The 19,518-nt window shown below is 38.5% G+C and carries 19 protein-coding genes and 2 pseudogenes; 17 read left to right on the top strand and 4 right to left on the bottom strand.

Features of this window, described 5'->3' with window-relative positions; genetic code table 11:
• The first annotated feature begins 104 nt into the window (after positions 1-104).
• Together J2S07_RS15585 and J2S07_RS15580 are read left to right on the top strand one after the other, a co-directional pair.
• Positions 105-1,034: a diacylglycerol kinase gene (locus tag J2S07_RS15585; protein WP_307151336.1), complete on the top strand. Its 930-nt coding sequence runs from the start codon at positions 105-107 to the stop codon at positions 1,032-1,034.
• Positions 1,035-1,204: 170 nt separating this feature from the next.
• Complete coding sequence (locus J2S07_RS15580) at positions 1,205-1,768, top strand: tyrosine-type recombinase/integrase (RefSeq protein ID WP_307151335.1); 564 nt, start codon at positions 1,205-1,207, stop codon at positions 1,766-1,768.
• 34 nt (positions 1,769-1,802) lie between these two features.
• Here J2S07_RS15580 and J2S07_RS15575 read toward each other — a convergent pair whose 3' ends face one another.
• Complete coding sequence (locus tag J2S07_RS15575) at positions 1,803-2,495, bottom strand: universal stress protein (RefSeq protein ID WP_307151334.1); 693 nt, start codon at positions 2,493-2,495, stop codon at positions 1,803-1,805.
• Positions 2,496-2,660: 165 nt separating this feature from the next.
• On the opposite strand from J2S07_RS15575, the gene J2S07_RS15570 reads away from it, so the two are divergent.
• The 8 genes from J2S07_RS15570 (at position 2,661) to rlmD (ending at position 9,984) form a co-directional block, all read left to right on the top strand.
• Positions 2,661-5,084 (top strand): Na+/H+ antiporter subunit A, encoded by a 2,424-nt coding sequence (locus tag J2S07_RS15570; RefSeq protein ID WP_307151333.1) that lies wholly within the window; start codon positions 2,661-2,663, stop codon positions 5,082-5,084.
• Positions 5,068-5,493: a Na(+)/H(+) antiporter subunit B gene (locus tag J2S07_RS15565; RefSeq protein ID WP_307151332.1), complete on the top strand. Its 426-nt coding sequence runs from the start codon at positions 5,068-5,070 to the stop codon at positions 5,491-5,493. Before J2S07_RS15570 ends, J2S07_RS15565 begins: the two co-directional genes overlap by 17 nt.
• Positions 5,493-5,831, top strand: a complete 339-nt coding sequence (locus J2S07_RS15560) for a Na(+)/H(+) antiporter subunit C (RefSeq protein WP_307151331.1) — start codon at positions 5,493-5,495, stop codon at positions 5,829-5,831. Before J2S07_RS15565 ends, J2S07_RS15560 begins: the two co-directional genes overlap by 1 nt.
• A complete protein-coding gene (locus J2S07_RS15555; protein ID WP_307151330.1) occupies positions 5,824-7,314 on the top strand; it encodes a Na+/H+ antiporter subunit D in 1,491 nt (496 codons plus the stop codon). Before J2S07_RS15560 ends, J2S07_RS15555 begins: the two co-directional genes overlap by 8 nt.
• Positions 7,315-7,339: 25 nt before the next feature.
• On the top strand, positions 7,340-7,819 hold the full coding sequence (locus J2S07_RS15550) for a Na+/H+ antiporter subunit E (protein ID WP_307151329.1): 480 nt from the start codon (positions 7,340-7,342) through the stop codon (positions 7,817-7,819).
• On the top strand, positions 7,816-8,100 hold the full coding sequence (locus J2S07_RS15545; RefSeq protein WP_307151328.1) for a Na(+)/H(+) antiporter subunit F1: 285 nt from the start codon (positions 7,816-7,818) through the stop codon (positions 8,098-8,100). Before J2S07_RS15550 ends, J2S07_RS15545 begins: the two co-directional genes overlap by 4 nt.
• Entirely contained in the window at positions 8,078-8,461 is a 384-nt protein-coding gene (gene mnhG / locus J2S07_RS15540; RefSeq protein ID WP_307151327.1) for a monovalent cation/H(+) antiporter subunit G, read from the top strand. Before J2S07_RS15545 ends, mnhG begins: the two co-directional genes overlap by 23 nt.
• A 137-nt stretch (positions 8,462-8,598) precedes the next feature.
• Positions 8,599-9,984, top strand: a complete 1,386-nt coding sequence (gene rlmD, locus J2S07_RS15535; protein ID WP_307151326.1) for a 23S rRNA (uracil(1939)-C(5))-methyltransferase RlmD — start codon at positions 8,599-8,601, stop codon at positions 9,982-9,984.
• A gap of 1,022 nt (positions 9,985-11,006) precedes the next feature.
• On the opposite strand, the gene J2S07_RS15530 is transcribed toward rlmD, so the two are convergent.
• A complete protein-coding gene (locus J2S07_RS15530) occupies positions 11,007-11,327 on the bottom strand; it encodes a hypothetical protein (protein WP_018665455.1) in 321 nt (106 codons plus the stop codon).
• A gap of 1,247 nt (positions 11,328-12,574) precedes the next feature.
• Between J2S07_RS15530 and J2S07_RS15525 the strand changes: the two genes are divergently transcribed.
• From J2S07_RS15525 to ant(6), 6 genes and pseudogenes are all read left to right on the top strand, one after another.
• Positions 12,575-13,171: a TetR/AcrR family transcriptional regulator gene (locus J2S07_RS15525; protein WP_026562326.1), complete on the top strand. Its 597-nt coding sequence runs from the start codon at positions 12,575-12,577 to the stop codon at positions 13,169-13,171.
• Positions 13,172-13,233: 62 nt separating this feature from the next.
• Positions 13,234-13,908 (top strand): YqeB family protein, encoded by a 675-nt coding sequence (locus J2S07_RS15520; protein WP_026562327.1) that lies wholly within the window; start codon positions 13,234-13,236, stop codon positions 13,906-13,908.
• A 46-nt stretch (positions 13,909-13,954) separates the two neighbouring features.
• A complete protein-coding gene (locus J2S07_RS15515) occupies positions 13,955-14,860 on the top strand; it encodes a macrolide 2'-phosphotransferase (protein WP_026562328.1) in 906 nt (301 codons plus the stop codon).
• Between the two features lie 117 nt (positions 14,861-14,977).
• On the top strand, positions 14,978-15,400 hold the full coding sequence (locus tag J2S07_RS15510; RefSeq protein WP_026562329.1) for a VOC family protein: 423 nt from the start codon (positions 14,978-14,980) through the stop codon (positions 15,398-15,400).
• Between the two features lie 41 nt (positions 15,401-15,441).
• On the top strand, positions 15,442-16,173 hold the full coding sequence (locus J2S07_RS15505) for a class I SAM-dependent methyltransferase (RefSeq protein WP_026562330.1): 732 nt from the start codon (positions 15,442-15,444) through the stop codon (positions 16,171-16,173).
• Between the two features lie 117 nt (positions 16,174-16,290).
• Positions 16,291-16,995, top strand: a pseudogene (gene ant(6), locus J2S07_RS15500) (aminoglycoside 6-adenylyltransferase); the annotation flags it as partial.
• Positions 16,996-17,133: 138 nt separating this feature from the next.
• Here the strand turns inward: ant(6) and J2S07_RS15495 are convergent.
• A protein-coding gene (locus J2S07_RS15495; protein ID WP_307151325.1) for an IS3 family transposase occupies positions 17,134-18,287 on the bottom strand; the annotation gives its coding sequence in 2 pieces (ribosomal slippage) (positions 17,134-18,035 and positions 18,035-18,287; 1,155 coding nt in all).
• 62 nt (positions 18,288-18,349) lie between these two features.
• Between J2S07_RS15495 and J2S07_RS15490 the strand changes: the two are divergent.
• Positions 18,350-18,508 (top strand): annotated as a pseudogene (locus tag J2S07_RS15490) (aminoglycoside 6-adenylyltransferase); the annotation flags it as partial.
• Positions 18,509-18,628: 120 nt separating this feature from the next.
• Here the strand turns inward: J2S07_RS15490 and catA are convergent.
• Complete coding sequence (catA, locus tag J2S07_RS15485) at positions 18,629-19,279, bottom strand: type A chloramphenicol O-acetyltransferase (protein ID WP_026562332.1); 651 nt, start codon at positions 19,277-19,279, stop codon at positions 18,629-18,631.
• Positions 19,280-19,518 lie beyond the last annotated feature (239 nt).

Raw genomic sequence — 19,518 nt, 5'->3', positions numbered from 1 at the left:
TTCAAAGGAAGCATTTTAAGTGGCAGTTCTCCATTTTTTGAGATATGATAAGGATGGAATAATTTACTAGGGGACTTTAATTTTTTTGAAATAGGATGATGGGTATGAAAAGAGCAAGAATCATTTATAATCCAACTTCTGGTCGTGAAATATTTAAGAAGCATTTGCCTGAAGTTCTGCAGAAGCTGGAAATGGCGGGCTATGAGGCCTCCTGCCATGCGACAACTGAGGCAGGTGATGCAACGTCAGCAGCGAGAATTGCAGTAGAAAGAAAATATGACCTCGTTGTAGCTGTAGGTGGCGACGGGACGATCAATGAAGTTGTGAACGGATTAGCAGAACAGGAATATAGACCGAAGCTAGGAATTATTCCAGCTGGAACAACGAATGATTTTGCCCGTGCTGTGCAGATTCCGCGTGACATTCAAGCAGCAACAGATATCATCGTTCAGGGAGAAACGATTCCCATTGATATTGGTCGTATGAACGATAAGTATTTCGTCAATATTGGCGGTGGGGGTCGGATCACAGAGCTCACATACGAAGTTCCAAGTAAGCTGAAGACGATGCTGGGGCAGCTTGCCTACTATTTAAAGGGCATTGAGATGCTGCCATCCTTCAAGGCAACAGATGTACGAATCGAGTATGATGGAAAGCTGTTTGAGGGTGAAGCGATGCTCTTCTTGGTTGGTCTTACCAATTCTGTAGGGGGCTTTGAGAAGCTAGCGCCGAATGCTTCTATTAATGATGGATTGTTCTCACTTCTGATTTTGAAGAAAACGAATCTGGCTGACTTTGTTCGTGTCGCTACTCTTGCATTAAGGGGAGAGCATATTCATGATCCGAATGTTATTTATACACAGGCCAATCGCATCAAGGTCACCTCTGATGAGAAGGTGCAGCTTAATTTAGATGGCGAGTTTGGCGGGCTCTTACCGGCTGAATTTGTTAATCTATACCGCCATCTTGAGGTGTTTGTTCCGCTTGATAAGATAAGAGAAGAAGATCGTCCAGAAAATCTTCATAATACGTAAAACAGTCACTTCCACCTGAGTGGCTGTTTTTTTGTCCCATTGCTTGATAATCTCATCAAAGTACTTAACAACGGATCGTCCTTTTTGGTGATTCCCTAGTCTTTATTTATTGTTATGTTACTCAATGTATGCTACGATTATTTTATGTAACATTAGTAGGGGGCAAAATTGTGGAGTTCGTCGAACCTATTAGAGATATTGAAAAAATAAACGCAATTAAAGAACTCTTAAAAAAACAATCACAGCGAGATCTTTTGCTTTTTGTGTTTGGAATTAATACAGGAATAAGAGTGCATGATTTACTCTCGTTAAAAGTTGCAGATGTTAGAGAAGGAGAGAAACTAAAGGAGTTTCTATACTTAAAAGACGAAAATTGTGAACAGGAACAAGCATATTATTTAAATTCCAAAGTTCAGCAGGAATTAAAGAATTATTTTGATATGTACGATTTGGACGAAGATGATTTTTTGTTTAAGTCGAAAAAGAATGAGCAGCCGATTACGAGGCAGCAAGCATATCGGATTATTAATAAAGCTGCAAAGGATGTAGGGATTTCGGAGAAAATAGGCATGCACACATTGAGAAAAACATTTGGATACCATGCTTATCGTAAGGGAATTGCAGTTTCGATTCTGATGGGAATTTATCAGCATCATTCTTCATCGGAGACATTGCGCTATATTGGAATTGATCGAAATGAAAAGCGGCTTATCAAAGTGGATGTGAACCTGTAAGACATAAAAAAAATCCCCACTAAAAAGTGGAGATTTACAAATAATCATCTACAGAATCCGTGTTCGTATCCATCTCAACATTTGATAGATCCGTTACAAGATCATCATTTACTTGAACCTGAAGAGTTTCCTTATCCTTCATAAACTTGAATATTCCATTATTAAAATCTGTCCCAATTTCTTTGAAAAAGATCCCTTCAAATTCAACATCCTTTGTATGTTTGAAGATGAGACGATAATGCTTCTCTTCACGAATCAAATAAGCACGTACCCCTTTATCATAATGCTGATCGGGATTTTTCAAATAGCGGGCAACGGAGATGATATGAAGGTCCACAAAAGGAATTTCTCGTAATAATGAGTTGATGATTGACCCTTTTGCAATCTGCTCCCAGCGACTTTGGGCAGTCTGACCAAGAATAATTTGAGTAATATTCTTTTCTCGCGCAACCTCGGCAATGACCTTATGAACGGGTCTCTTGTCATTGTCCTTCAAAATAAAGGCCTTCGCATTGTGCTGCTTCGCAAGCTGCTGCCATTTCGCTATATAGTTGGACTTCTCCGCATCTAATTCATCAAATGGAGAAGGATCAACGGTAAGGATATACAGGGGACAATCGAGCATATGTGCAATTCTACAGCCCCGCTGAATGAGACGTTCACCATTTGGACCATAATAAACACAGACGAGAATACTTTCGTCCATTCTTTCTTTTCCATTCTTCATAGATTTGTTCACCTCGGGTTAGAAATGGACAAACAATAAGTTTACAAGCGATTCCGTTTTTCCTAAATAGGTTTATGTATGACTATACCCCATGCTTCAATGCGAGTCAATGTATATAGGAAGCTATTTTTGTTTCCACAAGTTTGCTAGAAGGAGGGAATTCCATTGCAGTGGTTCAGTCTGATGATCCTTTTGCCATTTGTGTTTACGATATTTGTTCCATTTTTATATAAAAAATTTAATCCTCGTCTACATACGGGTTGGTTCGTCCTTGTGGTTCCTCTCGTGCTATTTATCTGCTTAGTCTCTTTTATCCCCCAAATTGCCAACGGGAATACGATTCTAGCCACATTGCCATGGCTGCCATCCTATAAAATTAATTTTACGCTCTACATGGATGGGTTAAGTCTTGTATTTGCTTTATTAATTGCTGGAATTGGTGCTCTTGTTGTCTTCTATTCCATTTTCTATCTGTCTAAGCATCGTGAGGCATTGCATAATTTCTATGTCTACTTGCTCCTGTTCATGGGTGCAATGATGGGCCTTGTATTATCGGATAATATCTTTGTCTTGTATGTATTTTGGGAAATGACCAGTGTTTCATCGTTCTTATTGATCGCCTATTGGTATGAACGGGAAAGATCTCGATATGGTGCGCAAAAGTCAATGCTCATTACGATATCTGGTGGCTTAGCGATGTTAGCTGGCCTGATTATGCTGTCGATGATGACAGACACTTATAGTATTCGTGAAATGCTGAACAGCAGTCAGCTAGAGTCCATTAGTGCTCATTCTTTGTTTGTTCCAGCAATGATTTTGATTTTGATCGGGGCTTTTACAAAGTCAGCCCAGTTTCCGTTCAGTATTTGGCTGCCGGATGCGATGGAGGCGCCAACCCCGATCAGTGCGTATCTTCACTCGGCAACGATGGTGAAGGCGGGCATCTATTTAGTAGCCAGATTAACACCGATTTTTGGGGGCTCGCTTGAGTGGTTCTGGCTTGTCACGGGAGTGGGGCTTGTAACTTTATTATATGGCTCGATTAATGCCGTGCGCCAGACAGACTTAAAAGCACTGCTTGCTTTTTCCACCATTAGTCAGCTTGGCTTAATCATGTGTCTTCTCGGTATAGGCTCGGCCTCCTTATCCTACGGGATCGGTGATGAAGGCAACGTTTATGCAATGGCTATTTTTGCTGCTGTATTCCATCTCGTGAATCATTCGACCTTTAAAGGCTGTTTATTCATGGTGGTGGGGATCATCGACCATGAAACAGGAACACGCGACATTCGCAGACTTGGTGGCTTAATGCATCTGATGCCAATCTCCTTCACCTTGACCATTATTGGCGGCTTTGCGATGGCAGGGTTGCCGCCTTTTAATGGCTTTCTCAGTAAGGAAATGTTTTTTACCGCTGTCGTTAATATTGGAAAAATGGATTTCTTCCATATGAACTCCATCGGTATGCTCATTCCTATCCTTGCTTGGATCGCAAGTGTCTTCACATTTGTCTATAGTATGATTCTCATCTTCAAAACCTTTAGAGGAAAGCATGCGTTTGTAAGAGTCGATAAGCCGGTACATGAGGCGCCGCTGGGAATGTTGGTTTCCCCGATGATATTAGGGACGATGGTGATTCTTATTTTTATTTTTCCAAACGTTCTTTCACATTATCTGTTAACACCTGCTTGGTCAGGAATTCTGCCGGATCTAGCGGAGGCAGGAATGCTTCAAATAGAAATAAGTGCTTGGCATGGCTTTAATATTGAGCTTTGGATGACCCTTGGTGTGATAGCGGTTGGAACTGCGCTATATCTGTCCATCAGAAAATGGTATCGAGTCTACAGCCTCTATCCACAGGCGGCAACATTGAATCATCTCTACGACACGGCTTTGGAACAAATGGAGCTTCTTTCAAAAAAAATAACGGATCGGTATATGACAGGGGTTGTCCGTGATTATTTAGTTTATATTTTTGGCTTCATCATTCTAGTAACAGGTGGAAGTCTCTGGTTGTTCGATGGATTTACCTTCGTTCCATCCAAGGATGCACCGGTTAATATTTACGAGGCAAGCTTAGTCGTTGCGATGGTGATTACCGCACTAACTGTGCTCTTTTCTAAGTCCAGAATGACCGCTGTGATTGCAGTTGGGGCTTTGGGATTTTTTGTCGCATTTTTCTTTGTGCTATTTCGTGCGCCGGATTTAGCCCTTACGCAACTCGTGGTCGAGACCGTAACAACAGCTCTATTCTTGTTATGCTTTTACCATTTGCCCGAATTGAAGAAGGAAATGAGTCGAATCCGCTTCAAGGTAAGCAATGCTCTTATTTCTATTGCCGTTGGTGTCGTCGTGACATTGGTGGCGTTGTCAGCTAACGGAACTCGTTTCTTCAGCTCCATTTCAAGCTACTATGAGGATGCGTATGAGCTTGCGGGTGCGAAAAATGTGGTCAACGCGATCCTTGTTGACTTTCGAGGATTTGATACGATGCTCGAAATCCTCGTTCTAACGATTGCCGGGCTCGGAGTTTATACACTAATAAAACTAAGATTAACAGGGAGGGATAAGAATGAAGGAGCCGAATGATGTCATCATCCGAAGCGTAACGAAAGTGGTCGTCGTCATTATTTTTACCTTTGCCATCAATCTATTTATTTCCGGTCATCACTACCCTGGTGGAGGTTTTATTGGTGGCTTGGCTTTCTCTTCAGCTGTCATTCTTCTGTTTTTGACGTTTGATATAGAATCCGTTCGCAAAAATATTCCTGTTGACTTTAAAATCGTTGCCGCAGTGGGCGTATTAATTGCTGTGTTAACTGGGGTAGGCGGAATGGTGTTGGATGCCCCTTTTTTATCACAGTCATTTGGCTATATTCATCTCCCGATATTTGGAGAGACGGAGCTTGCAACAGCCGTATTATTCGATGTGGGTGTTGCCCTTGCAGTCATTGGAACCTCCCTGATGATTATTATGAGCATAGGGGATGATCGCTGATGGAAGCATTGATGTCTATCCTTGTTGGTGTGTTATTTACGATCGGTACGTATTTGATTTTGACGAAGAGCCTCTTAAGGGTCATCCTTGGGACATCCATTATCGGTCATGCTGTCAATATCCTTATTATCACAATGGGGGGATTGAAAAAAGGGGGCCCACCTCTACTTTGGACAAAGGATCTCACCTATGCCGATTCATTGCCTCAGGCCCTTTTATTAACTGCAATCGTGATCAATTTTGCAACAACAGCTCTGTTTCTTGTGCTTAGCTATCGTTCCTATCGGGAATTAGGCACGGACGATACATCAACCTTGAGAGGGGGAGAAGATGAGTAATTTGGTGATTTTACCTGTCATTATTCCGATTATAGCGGGGCTTTTGCTCGTGATGATGCGGAAATATATTCGTTTGCAGCGCATGCTGAGTATTGCTTCAATGGGGGCGGTGGCACTCGTCACTTTTTACTTGATGAATACCATTAAGGTAAAAGGAATACAGTCTCTTCAGTTAGGCGGCTGGGAGGCTCCATTCGGTGTCAGCATGGTGATGGATATGTTTTCCGCTCTCCTCATTTTCGTCACGAGTATTGTAGCTCTTTGTTGTTTACTATATGCTTTTCATTCTATTGGAAAAGAGAGAGAATCCTTCTACTTTTATCCCTTCTTTTTGTTTCTTATAGCTGGTGTGAATGGTTCTTTTATCACGGGGGATATTTTCAATCTATTTGTTTGTTTTGAGGTCATGCTTGTTTCTTCCTATGTGCTAATCTCCTTGGGTGGGACAAGGAAACAGCTGAGAGAATCGATTAAATATATATTAGTCAATATTTTATCATCATTTCTATTTCTTGTTGCGATTGCTTATCTGTATGCGACATGTGGAACGCTGAACTTTGCCCATCTGTCCCTTCGTGTTGCGGATGCGGGGCAAGAGGGATTGATGACGACAGTGGCGATCCTGTTCTTGATTGTCTTTAGTTTGAAGGCAGGTCTGTTTCTATTCTTTTGGTTGCCAGGCTCGTATAGCACACCGCCCACTGCAATTGCGGCGATTTTTGCGGCTCTTTTAACGAAAGTTGGAATTTATGCGATTATGAGAGTTTTCTCGCTCATTTTTTATCATCAGCCGGAGGTTACCCACTTATTAATTGGAGTTCTTGCGGCTGTGACGATGGTACTAGGAGCTATTGGTGCGGTTGCCTATGGGGATATTAAAAGAATTTTGACGTATAACGTCATTGTCGGAGTCGGATTCATTTTAGCAGGGTTCGCCACCTTCACGATGGAAGGAATGACAGGCTCACTCTACTATCTGATCCACGATATGATTGTCAAAGGTCTTATTTTTCTATTAGGTGGAACGATCATTCATTTGACTGGAACGGGCAAGTTGAAGGAGCTGAGTGGTCTGATCCGATTGCATCCGCAATTGGGGTGGATGTTTTTTGTAGCTGCTTTATCACTTGCTGGAATTCCACCGCTAAGTGGATTCCTGGGGAAAATCTTCATTACGGAAGGGACCTTTGAAGCTCGCTATTATTGGTTAGGCGGGATAGGGCTTCTTACGAGTCTAGCAGTCCTTTATTCGCTTATGAAGATTTTTATGAATGTGTTTTGGGGATACACGGAAATCACAGAAGAAGAGGAAAAAGGCACAACGAAGGGGCTTTTGTTGCCGATTGGAATCCTCACTGCATTAACGATTGCCCTTGGTTTAGGCGCGGAAGGAATAGCAGAGTATGTAGACTCAGCTGTCGAGGTACTCATGAATCCGAGCATGTATGTCGAGGCAGTGCTAGGAATGAATCCAAAGCCATAATTTTGACGGAAAGGGGTGGTTTCTTATGCCCATGCAGGTCTTAATCAATTTATTCATTGGCGTGTTATGGATGTTCCTACAGGATGATTGGAGTGTATTAACTTTTTTTAGCGGCTATTTATTCGGGTTATTCGTTCTCTTTATTTTGAGAAGATATTTTTCGTCGAAGTTTTATCCAATCACTTTACTTGCTGTTGTACAACTGTTTCTTTTATTCATCTATGAGCTATTCGTATCAAGCATCACAGTGATTCGACAGGTGATGAGACCAAGAATTAATGTTACTCCTGGCATATTTACGTTAGAAACCGATTTGGAGGGGGATCTAGAGGTTACGCTACTTGCTCTCTTATTAACACTAACACCAGGTTCAGTCGTAGTGGAGATCTCATCGGATAGTAAAAAGTTCTATATTCACGCCATGGATATTCCAGAATCAAGTGATGCGGTGATTCGCTCAACAGCAAAATTTGAAGCTGCCATAAAGAAGGTGACACGTCCATGATCAAAATTATGTTGGTTTGCTCATTGCTTTTTCTTACCATCTCCATTTTTGCGATTATTTTTCGGCTCGTGAAGGGACCATCAGCGCCTGATCGCGTTCAGGCCCTAGATGCATTAGGAATCAATCTTATCTCAGGAGTCGCTATTTTCTCTGTGCTTCTAAGGAATACTGGCTTCTTTGAGGTCATCCTTCTGATTGGAATTTTATCCTTTATTGGAACAATCGCTTTTGCAAGGTTTATTGAAAGGGGTGTAGTGATTGAGCGGAAGCAGTCCGAGTGAATTTTTACCAGTTTTATTAATTTTGATCGGAACGGTATTTAGTCTTTTAAGCGCCATCGGGTTGATTCGGCTGCCAGATGTCTACACACGCTCACATGCGGCTTCAAAAAGCGCAACCCTTGGCGTCCTCTTTGCTCTGATTGGAACGTTTCTGTTTTTCTTATTAGAGGAAGGATTTTTTAGTATCCGTCTATTTTTGGGGATCTTCTTTGTATTCCTAACAGCGCCCGTAGCTGCCCATGTCATTTTACGCTCGGCCTACCGCGCTAACGTAGAACTTGCGGAGCAATCCGTTCAAGATGATCTAAAGGAAGTGCTCGAGGGGTACCAGGTACCAAAAGAGGCGGAGGAAAAAAGCTAGCCACTTATGTGAACTGTCCCCTATTATTCGATATTACTAACAATGGGGGCAGTTTACTATGCTGGCTTTTTCATTTTAATGCAGGTGTGGTACAATTCCATTTGAAATCATTGTTTGAATGAGAAGAGGAATTATAGATGAGTCGAACAATACCCGTTCAAAAAAATGAATACATAGATGTTTTATTCGAGGATTTAACCCATGATGGAGCTGGGGTTGCTAAGGTAGATGGCTATCCGATTTTTGTTCCATATGGTCTGCCTGGAGAGAGAGCGAAGATCAAGGTCATCAAAGTCAATAAAGGTTACGGCTTCGGTCGTCTCATTGAACTATATGAAAAAAGCCCATACCGTATCGAAATTGCAAAGGAAGATTTGCATAAATACGGAGGTTGTCAGCTTGAACATATCAGTTATGAGGGGCAGCTTAAATACAAGGAGAATCAGGTTCGCCAGGTCCTTACCCGCATTGGAAAGCTCGAGGATGTAAAGGTTCATCCGATTTTAGGAATGGACAACCCGTGGCATTATCGTAACAAAGCACAGGTCCCTGTCGGTGAGAAGGAAGGAAAGCTGATTGCCGGCTTTTTTAAACCAAGAAGTCATGAAATTGTGGATACCGATGAAAGCTTGATTCAGATTCCAGAGATTAATGAGGCTGTTCAAGTGGTCAAAGAGATTTGTGGAAGGCTTGGTATCCGCGCTTATAATGAGGAGTCTCATAAAGGGATATTGCGCCACATCATGGCTCGTTACGGACAGAAAACGGGTGAGTTAATGGTGGTGATTGTGACAAGGACAGCGGATATTCCTCATAGGGAGCGACTTGTTGAGGAAATCGTGGAGCGGCTTCCAGAGGTAAAATCGATTGTTCATAATGTGAATGGAAAGCGGACAAATGTAATTCTAGGTGATAAAACAACCGTTCTTTGGGGAAATGAAGTGATTTTCGACTACATTGGCGACGTCAAATTCGCTATCTCTGCATTATCCTTCTATCAGGTGAACCCCGTGCAGACGAAGGTGCTGTATGATAAAGCGCTTGAGTATGCGAATTTAACAGGTTCAGAGTCAGTGATTGATGCTTACTGTGGAATTGGCACGATTTCTTTGTTTCTAGCGCAGAAGGCTAGGAAAGTTTTCGGTGTTGAAGTCGTTCCAGAAGCGATTGAGGATGCGAAAAAGAATGCTGCTCTTAATGGCATTGAGAATGTGGAGTTTGAAGCTGGGGAAGCGGAGGTTGTCATTCCGAAATGGTATGAGGAGGGCAACAAAGCGGATGTCCTAGTTGTGGATCCACCTCGGAAAGGCTGTGATGAAGCACTTCTGCAAACGATTATTTCTATGAAGCCAAAGAAGGTTGTTTATGTTTCCTGTAATCCTGCAACACTTGCTCGTGATTTGAGGATTTTGGAGGACGGGGGATATAAGACAGTAGAAGTCCAGCCGGTGGATATGTTTCCGCATACAACTCATTGTGAAGCAGTGGCGAAAATAATGTTGAAAGTTGTAACCCCAAAATAAACACCCGTACTTTATAAAAAAGTCGCAACATCTTTTATTTCGTGTTTAAAATAAAGTCCTGTATCCTAAATCGCTGAAACCCTTGTCACTACTAAATTCCTTGAACCCTTATTTCTACTCAACTTCTTTTTAAATCGAAAAAAACGTGAACAAAAAGCGTGAAAAAAGGGTGGAAAAACGGTCAAAACATGATCAAAAATGTGTGAAAAAAAGGGAAAGATATGGTGACTTTATTTTAAACGGCAACGGTGGAATGCGGGTTTGAGCGGGGTAAAGATGTGGTGAGATTATTTTAAGTGGACAAAAGTGTAACCCAATATTAAACTCTTCCGAACCAAAAAAAACATTTCCGATTCAGGCTCGATTACAGTGAAAATAAACATTTCCGATTTTCGACTCTGACTCAATATCATCCCGGTTTTTCCTCATTAGGAACCCGGGCTTTTTTCTGTTATAATTCAATAGGAAATCAATAAAAATTCAATAGTTTTATCCTAACTTAATCCTGTTTGAACCCTTACCAATTCAGGCTTTTTTCAATATTTCACTCAGGTATTTATTCAATAAGAGACCGAAGGTCTCATTCAATCTTTTCTCAATGCTTTTTCTTATTTCCCTTATTCTTTTTCTCCTTTTCTCCTTCTTCCAAAATCGGAGGACTTTATTTTAACTCTCGAAAAAAGGTGAAAAAAATGAGGAAAAACAGGCGGAAAAACGGTCATATTTGAATCGAAAATGGTCCAAAATAGGGGTTCAGTCGGAAATCTTTATTATAACTCGAACGGAAGAATGCGGATTTGAGGAGCGGGATTTCGGAAGGGTTTATTTGGGGTATACATAGGAGGAAAGAAGAATTTAGTTTGGTTTGTAATATTTCATCTATAATATGGAAAATAGAGAAAAGAGTGCAGTAGAGCATTACGTACTCAATCTTAACTCAGTTTTATAGATTCAAGTAATAAAAAGGAGAATGTTCTCCTTTAGGTCTTTTATTTCCTTTCGTATTCAATGTCACCGATAATCTATTTTTCTTCTGCTAAAGTTTTCAAATCCTTAAACTTTTTCAGAGTCAAAAGCTCTGTATTGTGAGACTTTAATATCTCATGTAAGGCTTCCTCTGGCGAAACAACCCTCCCATAATCTTTTTCTCCTTGCCATTGTGTACCGTAAATGAGTACATACCTGCCATCTTTTAGCTTAGTGATACCCAAATGCCTTCCTACTCCACCATTTGTCCAATTGTGACCATCCCAATAATCAAGGATTTCATTGTATTTAACCCTTGTTACTACTTTGGAATGGAATTCGTCTTCGAACACATTGATTCGATATAAAGTTGTCATATTCACATCATTCCTTTCATTTTTTATTCATTATCATCATATCGTGTTGAGATTTATATCAATACTAAAAAAAGTTCGAGCTGGTTCTAGCTCAAAGAGTTTGACTGTAAATTTGATATTATTTGCTTGGTATGGGGAGCCTGTTCCTTATCCGAAGGTTTTTCCGGTATTTTTCCCGGCAGACCTTCGGTTTTTTTGTGTAAAATTCGTTGGGGTTCCAATTGTAGTCCAATCCCATTTTCAATCAAAATTCAATCCGAATCCAATCGTTTTTTTAATTCTATATTCCTCCAATCCTTTGTTCAGCAAGGGTTTAGTCCAACTCAAGTTCTTTTTCAGTTGGTTTCCTCACGCTATTGAATCGGTATCCTTTCTAGTGTTTTTTTCACACGTTTTAAATCAAATGGCCCCTCACCATCTACTCCGTATTTATTCGAAAAGGAACGAAATTTTTTTATAAAAATCATTGCGAAATCGGTACAATTTTGGGCGAAAATCGGGAAAAAGGCGGGAACGTAATTATTCTATAACAGAAAATGGAAGGTAATGTGAAGGGGGCGTGAGCCCTTGGGAGAGAAGGGCTTGAGGGTGATGTGAGGAAGGAGGGGTGTGGGAAGGTTAATTATTCGATTGGGGACATAGTAGATGGACTTGGATTTTCATAAATGAGGTAAATGGAGATAGGGATTGTTTGTACCTGATGTTCAAAGTAATTGATAATGGGGATACTAACTAAAGAAATAAATGGACGGAGAAAAAAGAAACCCCCTCCTAAATTACTTAGGAAGATTTGTTTGATGGATCACACTGTATGTAATGCGTACTAGCACAACTATATAGTTGCTACTTTCTACTTCCCCATGCTAAATAGTTGGTATCCGAACGGCAAAGGTATCGGGAAGGAGCAGCGGGCAACCCATATGTATTCAATCCTTAAACAATTAGTTGTTTTCATCACAAATCAATCAAAATTCAGGCTAGATTCCATTAGCGGGTCCAGTTTTGTTTCTGTTGTTCAATAATTATATAATCCTTTGTCCAATAAGGATCCAATCATCTAAACTGCTTTTCTTTTCGTTTAAAATTCCTAATAAATAAAACCCAGAAGTCCTGCTCCATTAATTATGGAAGCATATTTGACAATAATAAAAGATGCAAGTAAAATAAAACGTATAATCAATATTTTGATTGTACAATCAATATTTTATTTGGATAAGTAATATGATTTAAAGGAGATGTTTTTAAAAATGGGTGAATCTTTTATTGCGGAAGCACGAAGAGAGCAGATTATTCAATCTTGTATTGACACACTTGAAGAAGTTGGTTATACAAAAGTGAGTTTAACTAAAATTGCCAAAAAGGCAAAGGTGAGCACAGGTTTAATTTCTTATCATTTTTCCGACAAGATGGATTTAATTAATCAAACTTTACTGTACTTGTTAGAAAAAAAATTGGATTTTATTAGTGGAAAAGTGGTTCAAGAGGAAACACCTACTTCGCAATTAACTGCATATATTGAAGCGTGTTTGGCTTATCAAGTGGCTAACTTTAAATATAATATCGCATTAATTGAGATTGTCTTTAATGTTGAAAATGAAGAAGGAATTCCATTCTATAGAGCTGACAATGGGGAAGAAGACGAAGATCCAATATATACATTGCTCAAAGAGATTCTATTAGATGGGCAACAAAAGAAGGAGTTTTCTAATCAGTTTGATGTTGAAATGATCTGTGTCCTGATTCAAGGAGCAATTGAGGAAAGTATGCTTAAACATAATAAAACCTTTAGTTTTGAGAAATATAAAAATGAATTAATTAAAATGGTGTTAAAAATAGTCATATAGCACTAATTTAGGAAATAGAATCATCTATTAAAAAAAATAGAATGAAGGAGTAAAAAAATAATATGAAAGATACATCCACAATTGGTATGGGTTTCTTGGAAAAGCTCTTTGCTGTTTTATTTCCTATTGTGTTAGGAACGATTGGTTGGTTTCTTCCAAGATTATTGGATTTCATCATAAAAATTCCGCTTTTTAATGATTCAAAGGTCATTGTACTCTTGGAGTCACTTGACCCTTTTTGGACTTCTATTGTCTTGATGATTATAGGTGCGATTATAGGGGTTCTTTTGTCATTAACAGTCTATAGTGAAGCCTTGAAAGTGAGTATTAGTGATACAGAAATTTTGATTAATAAAGATGATAAAGAAAATAGAATTAACAGTTCAGACGTAAAAGAAATCTTTATGGAGGATCAAACAGTTATCATTACAGGTAATAAAGGACAAGAATTATTGAGAGAAAAGACAGACATAAAAAAAGGAATCATACGAGAAAAATTCCTGAATCATCACTATCCTTGGAGTGAACAGGATTCATATGCCGATCAATATAAACTCTGGACGCTTGAAGATCGCACGGTTGGAGAAAATGTCTATGCCATCTTATATGAACGTAGGAATGCAATTAGAGAAGGAGATAAGAAAAAAATAAAACATTTAAGAATGGACTTAAATGAACTTGGAATAGTTGTGAAAGATGAGGGAGAGGTTCAATATATACGTAATATTCATAACTAATATTGTCTCTATTATTTCAAAAAATATGATTTGGATGTGATGAGTAATGAGTAAAACAAAAAAGGAAGTATTGGAAATTGCAGAAAAACATGGTCTCCAATTGATAGAGGACTTTTTTGTTTTTAATGAATCTGGATTAGACTTTCAGGTGGTATTTGCTAAGGATCAGGAAGGAAAAGAATGGGTGCTGCGTATTCCGAGGCGGTTTGATGTATTCCCTAGAACAAAGGCAGAAAAAACAGCACTGGACTTAATAAACAAGTATGCTAGTTTTGAAGCTCCTGATTGGGGAATTTACACAGAAGAGCTGATAGCGTATAAAAAGTTAAATGGAGTTCCAGCAGGAACCATTGATCCTGAAGCTAAAAGATATGTTTTTGAAATTGATGAAAATAATATACCGAAATGTTTTTATCAGACGCTTGGAAAAGTATTGGCTACACTTCATAGCATTCCAAGGGAGAAAGCATCTGAAGCAGGTGTTATAGTTCAAACACCAGAGGAAGTAAAACAAATCATGAAGAATCGTATGGATGCGGTTAAGGAAAAATTTGGTGTGGGAGAGCCGTTATGGAATAGATGGCAGACGTGGTTGAATGATGAAGAAATATGGCCAAAAGAAACCGGACTGATTCATGGAGATTTGCACCCAGGACATATCCTCGTTGAAAGTTCAGGAAATGTAACGGGGTTAATTGATTGGACAGAAGCAAAGGTAGCTGATATTTCCACTGATTTCGTTGGCCATTACAGAGTATTTGGTGAAGAAGGTCTTGATACACTTATCAAGGCTTACAAAGAAGCTGGAGGGTATCATTGGCCTAAGATGAGGGAACATATTATTGAATTAAATGCTGCTTACCCTGTTGGAATTGCCGAATTTGCCTTAATATCTGGGATGGATGAATATATTCAGATGGCAAATAAAGAATTAGGTTTAGCTGGAATGTAATTTGAAATTACATTAAGTAGCGGGTAGTGGACGCAGGGACATGGGGACAGGACTCGGATTAGTTATTGCCAAAAGTTTAATGGTAAAAATGAATATGAAGATGAGGTGTCATTAATTATGAAACCAAGAATCACAGTAATCACATTAGGTGTAGATGATTTGGAAAAAGCATTAGAATTCTACCGTGATGGATTGGGACTACCCACAGAAGGTATTGTAGGTAAAGAATTTGAGCATGGAGCAGTAGCCTTTTTTGAACTACAATCAGGTTTGAAACTTGCTATTTGGAAACGAGAAGATATTGCATATGAGGCAAAAGTTACACAGGCTCCAGCAAGTCCTACTGAATTTACAATTGGTCACAATGTAAATAGTAAAGAAGAAGTAGATAAGGTATTAGAACAAGCCGAAAAAGCGGGTGCAACAATAACGGACCCTGCACACAACACTTTTTGGGGTGGATATTCCGGTCACTTTCAGGACCCGGATGGGCATTTGTGGGAAGTAGTCTGGAACCCAGCTTGGGAGATAGAGGAATAGACATGTGTTAAGGAAAGAGTATTATAGGGGATGTTTAAATTATGAAACAAAACAAATATGATGATGCTGTGTTTTTTTCTGAATATGAAAAAATGCCAAGATCAGTTAAAGGGCTTGAAGGTGCAGGAGAATGGCCGGTTTTAAAATCCTTATTTCCAGAGTTGAAAAATAAGAGTGTACTTGACTTGGGGTGCGGATTCGGTTGGCATTGTCGATACGCACGTGAACACCAAGCAAGTTCGGTAATTGGAGTAGATATATCCGAAAAAATGCTTGAAACAGCCCGTGAAAAAACAGATGATCCTTTAATTACGTATATTAAAATGCCAATTGAAGACATCAATTTTTCGGACGCACAATTTGACGTAGTGATCAGTTCTTTAGCTTTTCACTATATTAAATCGTTTGATACTATTTGCGAAAAAGTTTATCAATATTTAAAACCTGGAGGTTCTTTTATTTTTTCCGTGGAACATCCGATTTTTACTTCTCGGGACGAACAAGATTGGTATTATGATGATCAAGGAAATCGCCTTCATTGGCCAGTGGATAATTACCAATCAGAAGAAGTACGTAATACAACTTTTCTAACCGAGAATGTGATCAAATATCACCGTACAATTTCTACTTATATTAATGATTTAATTCATATAGGTTTTAAAATAAAAGCGGTTAAGGAACCTATGGCTACGGAAGAAATGGTAAGGAATGATCCAGGGATGAAAGATGAAAACAGAAGACCCATGTTTTTAATCATTTCAGTAGAAAAGTAATAGTAATAGTTTGCTAAATAAAAAGTACACAAATAGAAATCTGAGAACAGTAATTTTCTGAGATTTCTTCGTATACGGCACATAAACTACTTTTCAACAAATTGGAGGATTAATACAATGAGAAGTGAACAAGAAATGAAGAATTTGCTCATTAGTTTTGCTAAGAATGATAATCGAATTCGCTTGGTAACTTTGGAAGGTTCACGTGCAAACAAAAACATTCCCCGTGATTCATTGCAGGATTATGATATTTCTTATTTTGTAACAGATATGGATTCCTTCAAAAAGAATGATGAATGGCTGAATGTTTTTGGGAAACGTTTGATAATGCAAAAACCGGAAGACATGGAGCTTTTTCCGCCGGAGTTAGGGCATTGGTTTTCCTACCTTATGCTATTTGAAGATGGCAATAGAATTGACTTAACACTTATTCCGATAAACGAAGTAGATGATTACTTTTCTAATAGTGATGGGCTAGTAGAAGTCCTACTTGATAAGGGTGGTCTTGTCAAAAATAAAGTGGTCGCAAATGATCGGAAGTATTGGATTAAAAAGCCCACAGCAAGAGAATTTGATGATTGCTGCAATGAATTTTGGTGGGTTTCTACATATGTAGTAAAGGGATTGGCTAGAAAAGAAATTCTATTTACAATTGACCATTTGAACGAGATAGTACGGCCTAATCTGTTAAGAATGATGTCTTGGCAAATAGGATTAGAGCGAGGGTTTACCTTTAGTGTGGGGAAAAACTATAAATTTATTGAACAGTATTTACCGAAAGATGATTGGGAAACATTACTCACAACTTATTCTGAGAGTAGTGGTATTAGGTCAATAGAGTAGACACAATTTTAATAGATTTTTATCTTCTACCGCGCTATCGCTTGGTGGCCTCTTCAATAAAGTACAGAGGTGAATCATTTCTGTACTTTATTGAAGAGGAAAATTTATGTCTAGTGTTTAACTAGCTTTCTTATTAAAGTACATACGTTCGTATTCAGAGGGTGTAAAATACCCATTCGCCGAGTGGATTCTTTTTGAGTTATAGAATACTTCGATATATTCATAGATTTCTTTTTTTGCTTTTTCTCTTGTTTTATATTTAGTCAAATAAATTAATTCCTTTTTCAATACACTATGGAACGATTCAATACAAGCATTGTCATAACAGTTGCCCTTTCTGCTCATACTTACATCCATTTCATAGGTCTTTAATTGATTCTGATAATCATTTGAACAGTATTGGCTGCCACGATCTGAATGGTGAAGAACGGACCCTTTTGGTGGCTGTTGACGATTATGTGCACGATTTAGAGCTGTAAGAACTAACTCTTTTGTCATTGTTTTATCAACGGACCAGCCTACAATTTTACGAGAATACAAGTCCATTACGCTGGCTAAATAAAGCCATCCTTCAGATGTAGGGATGTACGTGATATCAGCGACCCATACTTTATTTGGTTGCTCTACTTTAAATTCTTGATTCAACTTATTTTCATAAACGGGGAGCGTGTGCTTCGAATTTGTAGTAGCTTTATATTTTCTAACCGTTTTTGATCGAAGGTCCTCCTCTTTCATGATTCGGGCTACTGTTTTTTGGCAAACGGATATCCCTTTTCGTTCAAGGTCTTTTGCAATTTTAGGACTCCCATACAGCCCTCTAGATTCCAGAAAAGACTTACGAACATGGCGAATCAAAGTCTTATGACGTTTTGTCTTTTCACTTTCTGGTCGATCAACCCATTTGTGATAACCGCTTCTAGAAACTTTCATCACTTGGCACATCTTCTCCACTCGGAATTCGAAGCGATTCTCATAGATGAATGAGAAAATTACCGATGGTCTTTTGCGAAGAAGTGCATAGCCTTTTTTAATATCGCATTCTCCTCCTCCAAATCACGAATACGTTTTTGGAAGGTACGTAACTGTTGTTCTTCTGACATCTTCGGAAGGGCCGCCTCAATGAATTCATTTGAATATTTCTTTCTCCAATTATGGATTGTGTTGGGATTGATATCTAAATCTCTGGCTGTTTGTGCAACGGACTTATTTTGTTCGATCATCATTTGTACAGTACTTCTTTTGAAATCTTCATCGAATGTTTTTCTGCTCATGTGAACACCTCTTATTATTAGTTATTTCTATAATAAACTGTGTCTACTTTTGAGTCTAACATCATAGCTACTCAAACATGTGGAAGTCTTTATTTACTTGTTATGAGTTATTTAGAAAATACTCTAAATCTGTGGCAGAAAGTCTTGGATATAAGTATCCAGATTATGACGAGGCCATCACGAAGTATACGCAAAACATTTATCAGTCATTGAATGAGTAATAAAGGTCAAATATAGGTGAGCTAATCAGAACTAGGTAAAGATAGGGTTTGAATATAATTAAGAAAAGGAGTCACCAAAGCAACTCCTTAACTAAATTTATTAAGCTACATCATCAATACTTATGAGAGCCAATCAAGGCAGTTATTAGAAAGTTGCTGTAGTTCCTCTATAAAAATACTAGCATGAAATCCATCACAAACCGCATGATGTACCTGTAAAGAAATAGGCAATAATATTTTATCTTCCTGATTACAGTATTTTCCGCCAGTAATTATTGGTAATAAGTAGTTATGATTATTATTTACGTTTAGGTTGAAGCCAGTAAAACTAACCCATGGAATACTAGATATAGGAAAGGAATTCTCTGGTACATTTTCTTTTATGAAAAATCCTTTAACCTCTGAATATTGTTTCATATCGTCTTGAAAGTTTTTATAGAAGACAGGAAATTCATCAGAGAATTCGGTCCATATGCTTGAGAATGATTTGTTATCATTATGGAAGATTGTATAGCTAGGCAACAAACTTTCCCAATAACCCAGAGTACCATCATCTTTTAAGCAAGTTCTAAATTCTTTATGAGAATTTACTATTCTAGTGACCATGTAAATAAAGGATGGATATAGCTTTATCCCTTTGTTCCTGAGCTGTTCCAATAACGTTGTAATATCTATATTTGCTGTAATACTAAATGTGCACTTCTGATTTAAGTAATGCTCGAAATACGGCAATCTATCCCATTTTTCTTTTTCAATTAGATTAAATTTCATTTGATTAGCCTCCTAAAAATGTGTTTTTGATTTTTAGGAGGCTAACTTGTCTGCTTTCACCAATACCCTCACCTCATAAATAATGCTTTAAATAAGATACTAAATCATTTGAAATTCATATTCAACCATTCTAATACGCATATGTATCTCATAAGCCCCAAAATGAACTTGGACAATAAGAGTATTTTATTTTATACTGCCTAATGTACCAAGGAGGTTAACATCATGCCAAGAACAAA

The sequence above is a fragment of the Anoxybacillus andreesenii genome (assembly GCF_030813005.1).
Taxonomy (GTDB): Bacteria; Bacillota; Bacilli; order Bacillales; family Cytobacillaceae; genus Robertmurraya; species Robertmurraya andreesenii.
This window is presented reverse-complemented; position numbering and strand designations above follow the sequence as displayed.